This window comes from Achromobacter sp. 413638, assembly GCF_043119405.1.
Classification (GTDB): domain Bacteria; phylum Pseudomonadota; class Gammaproteobacteria; order Burkholderiales; family Burkholderiaceae_B; genus Achromobacter.
Map to the genome: position 1 here is coordinate 1 of NZ_JBICCO010000151.1, position 5,802 is coordinate 5,802.

Sequence of the window (5,802 nt, forward strand, 5' to 3'; positions counted from 1 at the left end):
CCCCCGCCCCCCCCCCCCCCCCCCCCCCCCCCCCCGAGGGGGCCTGGATGTGCGCCCCCTCCCCGGCCCTCCCCCCGAGGGGGAGGGAGGGCGGGCTTTGCTTCGCTTGCCCGCTTTGGCTCGCTTCGCTTTGCCTGGGTGGCTTGCTTCGCTTTGCCTTGCTTTGCTCGCTTTGCCTTGCTTTCTTTGCCTTGCTTGCCTTGCTTGCTCGGCATCGCCTTGCCTGCTCTGCCTTGCTCTCTTTGCCTTGGCCTGGATGGCTAGTTCAGGATGGTGATGCTGGGGGTACGGACGGGGAGCACGGCGGTTTCGCAGGTGCCCAGGTCGTCGGAGGTCACAACCCAGGGATGCGAGACGTAGGTTTTCTGGATGTAGCTGTCGCCGGGTTGCAGGCGGGTGTAGTAGACGCGGCGACCTTCGTAGTTGAGCCAGTAGATCGTTTTGATTTCTTTGCCGTGGTTGATGAATTCGACCTGGGTCGGGCGGGCGGCGTCGCGCGAGCGCAGGGTCTTGCCTTCACCGGCGCAGGAGGTGCGCTCGGCGTGGGTGGCGGGCGACAGGGCGTGGCTGGCGGCGGGCAGCGCGACGATGGCGGCGACCACGCACCGCGCGAGACAAAGGGCGACGAGCCGGCTCTGGCGCGGGACGGGACAGTGCATGCTCGGGGGCTCCTGGGTCAAAGGTCTATCCACGCGCGCGCCCGGGGGAAGTACAGCGCGGCACGGGTCGGGCGGCCGTCCAGGGCGGTGACCTGGGCACAGTAGCGGCGCAGCTGCTCGCCGTGGCGTTGGCGCATGCGCGCGGCAAAGGCCTCTGCGGATTCGCCGGGCTGGGAACGGCCGGTCTTGTAGTCGACGATAAGCCAGCCGTCCTCGGTGCTGAGCGCCAGGTCGATGACGGAGACCTTGCCGGCGGCGTCGATCAGCGGCCATTCTCGGCGCGCGCCGGATTGGGACAGCAGCCATTGGCCGCGCGGGTCAGACAAGGTGGCCTGCAGCGTTTCCAGCACGGCTTCGGCGGCCGCGTCGGCCTGACTGGCGGGGATGCCGGCGCGGGTCAGCTGGCGCCGCATGGCGGACAGGCGGCTGGCCAGCGCCGTGGCCGGCCAGGCGGCGATGCCGTCGCGGCCGATGCGTTCGAGCCAGGCGTGCGCCAGCGTGCCGATGGCGGCGTCATAGCCGGCCTCCAGCTGCCAGGCGGGATGCTCGGCCGCGTCGCCCCAGCCGTCGCGCGCGCCGGCCGAGAAGCCCGGGCTGAAACTGGGCTCGGCGCGGCCGGCCAGCTGCGCCAGTCCGGCGGCGGAGATGCGACGCAGGGGCTCGCCCTGCCATTCCGGGCCGTCGTCGGCTTGGCGCGCGGCCTCGCCCTCGCGCGCCGGCGGCTCGGGCGGCGTCAGCCAGGGCCACAGGCGGCCAAGCAGGCTGGCCGCTGGCGGGGTCTTGGCCTGTCCGGCGTCGTCCACCGACACATGGCCGACCAGATGCAGGCGCTTGCGCGCGCGCGTGGCGGCCACGTACAGCAGCCGGTCCACCTCATAGGACGCGCGGCGCGCCTCGCGCGCGCCCAGGTAGCGGGACACGGGATCGGCCTCGGTCTCGGCGCGCGGCTTGACCGGGCCGAACAGCACCCGGTCGGCGTTCTGCTCGAAGCGCACCAGCGGCGCCTGATCACCGCGCGGCGCGCGGTGCAGACCATAAAGGATGACCGTCTCGAATTGCAGGCCCTTGGACTTGTGCATGGTCATGATCTCGACCGCGCCGTCCTCGCCGGCCGCGTCAGGCGCGGCGAACAGCCGCGCGATGCCGGCTTCCAGCGCGGCCATGTCGATCGCACCGTGCGGCGCCAGGCGCTCGACCAGCTGGAACAGGCTTTCCGCGTCATTGGCGACGGACAGCCCCGTGTACAGCGCCGGACCGCCAAGGCGTCGCCAACAGGCCTCGACCCAGGCCGCGAAGGGCATGGCGCCGGAATCGTTGCGCGCGTCCAGCAGGACGGCGGCGGCCTGGCGCAGGCGTTCGTACTCGTCCGCGCCCAGCACGTCGCGCGCGCGCGGTCCGGCCCGGCCCTCGTCCTCCCGCACAGCGGGCGGCGCTTCGAACAGCGAGCCCTGTACGGGCGTCTGCGAGGCGGCTGACTCCGGATCCGGTTCGCGCAGCGCGCGCTCCAGCAGCACGGGCACGGGCGTGACGTGATCCTCGCCGAACAGGCGCTGCAGCGAGGTCAGCGTCAGGCCGCAGAACGGCGCGCGCAACACCGACAGCCAGGCCAGCCGGTCGGCCGGATGCGACAGCGCCCGCAGCAGTTGCACCAGATCCGCCACCACGGGCCGCAGGGCCAGCGGCACCAGGTCCACCGCGCGGCAGCTGATGCCCTCCTGCGTCAACCGGCGCGTCATGTTGCCCAGATGGCTGCGCGCGCGCACCAGCACCGCCACGGGATGCTTGCTGCCCTTGTGTTCCTTGAGCGCCTGCCGCACCAGCGTCACCGCGATGTCCTCGGCCTGCTGCTCGGCGGCCTCGGCGTCGCCCCGCGACCAGGCGGGATGGAACTCGACGGCCGTGCCGGGCAGCGCATCATGAAAGGCCGTCGACGCGCTGTAGGCGATGGCGCCCGCGATCGGATCGTTGCTGCGCGGCATCAGGCCGACGAAGGAACGATTCACCCAGTTCACCACGCCGGCCTGCGAACGGAAGTTGTCGGTGAGGTTCAGGAATTCCGGCTTCAGCAGACCAATCCCTTTGTCCTTGACCTCCAGGAACAAGCGCACCTCGGCCTTGCGGAAGCGGTAGATCGACTGCATCGGGTCGCCGACCAGGAACAGGCTGCGGCCGTCCCCTTCCTGCCAGCCCGAGGTCAGCGTGTTCAACAGGTCCAGCTGCGTCTGGCTGGTGTCCTGGAACTCGTCGATCAGCAGATGGCGGATCGAGGCATCCAGCTTCAGCAGCAGTTCGCCGGGATCGTCGGCATGGCCCAGCGCCGACGCCGCGCGCTGGGCGATCTCGATGAAGTCGATTTCGCCCGTGTCGGAGAAGCGCAGCCGCAGCTGCGCCACCGCCAGCTTCAAGGTCATGAGCTGCGCGCCCAGCACCCGCCACTGCGCGTCGGTGAAGGCGGGATCGGGAATGTCGCGCGCGGCATCCAGCCGGCGCACCCATGGCGCGTCGGCATCGGCGCCTTCAAGCCAGGCGACGAAGGGTTCCTTGTGCGCGCACTTGGCTGGAAAGCCCAGGTTCTTGTTGACAGTCTTGCGCAACGAGCCGGTGCCGGTCAGCAGCAGATGGGCCAGCGCGCGCCACGCGTCCAGCGCAAAGGCGTCGGGCGGCAGCTCGTCGGTCCAATCGAGCAGCGCCGCGAGCTTGTTGTCTTCCCCGCCCTCCTGCAGCTGCGTCGCGGCCAGCCGCGCCGGGCCGCTCAGCGCCTCGGCCCAGCCCAACGGCATGGCGTCGGACAGCGCCAGCAAGTCCTCGCCGATGGCATCGGCCAGCCATTCCTCCATGCTCTCGCGGTCCGAACCGTGGGCCAGCAGCGGCAGCCACTGGTCGCGCTGGCCGAGCATGTCGGCGATGGCGTCCTTGGCGGCCTGCACGTCCACATCCAGGTGTTCCAGCAGGATGCGGACTTCCTCGAAATCGTCGGCCAGATCCAGCGTGGCGCGGGCCGCGGCCTCGTAGTGCGCGCGCGCGTCGTCGGTGATCTCCGGCATGCCGCCCAGCTCGGACAGCCAGGGCATGCTGCGCACCAGGCCGGCGCAGAACGAGTCGATGGTGCGGATGGCCAGCCGCGCCGGGTGCTCCAGCAGATGCCAGCCCAGCTCGTCGTTGCGCGCCAGCGCGTCGCGCGCCAGTTCCCAGCTGCGGCGCTCGTGCATGGGCTCGGGCATGGGCTCCAGGCCGCGCCGCAGCTTGCTCAGCACGCGCGCGTGCATTTCCGAGGCGGCCTTGCGCGTGAAGGTGATGGCCACGATTTCCTCGGGCCGGTTCACCGTGGCCAGCAGCGCCAGGATGCGATCGGTCAACAGCTCGGTCTTGCCGGATCCCGCCGGCGCCTGCACCAGGAACGAGCGCGACGGGTCCAGCGCCTCGGCGCGCGCGGCGTGGTCGTGGGGCAGGCGTTCTTGTTCCGCCATCTAGGCGTCCTCGTCGTCCAGGTGCAGCCGCAGGAACGGCAAGGCGTCGCAGTATTTCAGGTCGTCGCGACGATAGGCCACGTTGGGGGCCACGCCCGCGGCGTATTCGTCGGCCAGCGCCTCGATCGCCTCGCGCCAGCGCTGGCGGATCTCGGGCCAGGACAGGCCGTCGAAATACTTGCTGTCCTCGGCCAGCGTGACGCCCGCCATGCCCAGGTCGACATCGGCCAGGCCCTGCGCCGCCACCTGCCGCGCATGGATCTGCGCCAGCACCAGCCCGGCCACCTCGGCGCCAGAGGCGTCAGCCAGCACGGAGGCATAGAACGGCAGTTGCACGTTCACGGGCCGGCGGCGCGACCAGTCGGGTTCGGGCTTGGCGGCGGACGCGCCGGTCTTGTAGTCGACGATGACCTTGCGGCCGTCGTCCAGCGCGTCGATGCGGTCCAGCCGCAGCTTGAGCATCAGCGCGCCGCGCTGCCATTGCTGGTCCTTCTCGACCTGCGCGACGGAGAACGGCAGGCGCCGCGCCTCCAGGTCCAGCCAGTTGGCGAGCACGCGCCGCGCGCGCTCGCATTCCAGCGTCTTGAGCGCGGGGGCGTAATCGGTCAGGGTCTCGTCGGCGGCCTGCGCCACGGCCTGCTCCAGCAGGGGCTCCACCCGCGCCTCGGCCATGGCCGCGTGCAGCGCGTCCTGGTCAGGCAGCATGCCCCAGGCCAGTTCCAGCGCGCGATGCAGGAACTGTCCGCGCACGCTGATGGCGGCCACGTCGGCATAGGCCGCCATCGCGCGGCCGCCGAGGCGGTGGCGCACGAAGGCCCACAGGGGGTTGCGCGCCTGCGTGTCGAGCACGTCCAGACCGCCGCCGCCACGGCCGCCCGGCGCCAGCGGCGGGCCTTGCCGGTCGTCCAGCGACTCCTGCGGCAGGGGCTCGGCCGCCGCCGGCCGGGCGGGCGTCCAGTCCAGCGGCGCGGCGCCCGCGATCAGCGGCGACGGGCGCAGTTCTCGCTCGCCGTCCATGTGCGCATGGCTGACAATGATCTCGGGCGCGCAGCGGCACAGCGCCGCATACATGCCTTCGGCCCATTCGCGTTCGCGTTCGGGCGTGGCGCGCGGCGCGCGCGCCTGGCGCAGCACCGCCAGCGGCAGCAGCGGATTGGGCTTGGGCGAGGCCGGCAGCACGTCGTCGGTCAGGCCCAGCACCCAGACCCCATCCCAATAACCGCCCTCGGCCTCCAACAGGCCCAGCACGTCCAACCGCGCCGACGGGTCGCGCTGCGGCTGGAAGGTGGCCGTCCTGGCCACGCTTTCCAACAGGCGCACGGCGGCCTGCCCGCCCAGCTTGCCGGCCGCCGGCGCCAGCGCCGAGAAACTGCCCAGCGCCTCGCCCAGCGCGCCCATCACCTGATAGGCCACGCTGTCCAGCGCGGCTTCGCCCGGAAAGCCCAGCGCCGTCAGGGCCGCCTTCATGCGCGGCATCCATACGTCGCAACTGGCCTTGCGGCCGCCTTGCGTCCAGATGTCCATGGCCTGGTTCCAGGCCTGCGCCAATACCGGCGTCATCGAGAGCTGCCTGCGCCATTCCTGCGCGCTGACGCGCTGGCGGGCATCGCGCCGCCAGCGCGCGTCGATGGCGGACAGGCGCGCGCGCTCGCCCCCATCGCCCGCGGTTTTTCCGG

At 71.6% G+C, this 5,802-nt stretch carries 3 protein-coding genes; all 3 read right to left on the reverse strand.

The window, feature by feature from the left end:
* Positions 1 to 260 precede the first annotated feature (260 nt).
* Positions 261 to 659, reverse strand: coding sequence for a hypothetical protein (locus tag ACEU5R_RS31600; protein WP_392413829.1), 399 nt, complete (start codon positions 657 to 659; stop codon positions 261 to 263).
* A 17-nt stretch (positions 660 to 676) separates the two neighbouring features.
* Positions 677 to 4,126, reverse strand: a complete 3,450-nt coding sequence (locus tag ACEU5R_RS31605; RefSeq protein WP_392413831.1) for a UvrD-helicase domain-containing protein — start codon at positions 4,124 to 4,126, stop codon at positions 677 to 679.
* A partial coding sequence (locus ACEU5R_RS31610) for a PD-(D/E)XK nuclease family protein (RefSeq protein WP_392413833.1) occupies positions 4,127 to 5,802 on the reverse strand: 1,676 nt, incomplete at its 5' end.

Bases quoted from the DNA above. Each gene is read 5' to 3' on its own strand.
- ACEU5R_RS31600 (WP_392413829.1), bottom strand. From the start codon at position 659: ATGCACTGTCCCGTCCCGCGCCAGAGCCGGCTCGTCGCCCTTTGTCTC.
- ACEU5R_RS31605 (WP_392413831.1), bottom strand. From the start codon at position 4,126: ATGGCGGAACAAGAACGCCTGCCCCACGACCACGCCGCGCGCGCCGAG.